Source organism: Alkalihalobacillus trypoxylicola (assembly GCF_001590785.1).
Taxonomy (GTDB): domain Bacteria; phylum Bacillota; class Bacilli; order Bacillales; family Bacillaceae_D; genus Alkalihalobacillus; species Alkalihalobacillus trypoxylicola.
The window spans coordinates 1-318 of record NZ_LTAO01000032.1 but is presented as its reverse complement, the minus strand read 5'-3'; the positions used below and the strand labels follow the sequence as shown (position 1 = coordinate 318).

The following is a 318-nucleotide window of genomic DNA, read 5'->3' as shown; positions in this document are numbered from 1 at the left end:
TCTATTTTTACCATGGTAGAAAAGGCTCTCTTTGGTGGTTTGATTGCGATTTTAATTATTTTGCTGTTTTTACGTGACTTTAAATCGACGATTATTTCCATCGTTTCTATTCCGGTTTCATTATTTATGGCACTACTTGTATTAAATTGGATGGATATTAGCTTAAATATTATGACGCTCGGTGCGATAACGGTTGCGATTGGACGAGTGATCGATGACTCTATTGTTGTTGTGGAAAATATATATAGAAGATTACATTTAAAAGAAGAGAAGCTGACAGGGCGTGCTCTTGTTCGGGAAGCGACCATTGAAATGTTT

1 protein-coding gene is annotated in these 318 nt (G+C 35.8%); it reads left to right on the top strand.

The genetic code is table 11. The features are described 5' to 3' along the window. Positions 1-318, top strand: a 318-nt coding sequence (locus AZF04_RS15435) for an efflux RND transporter permease subunit (RefSeq protein WP_161485270.1), incomplete at both ends; no start/stop codon positions are given.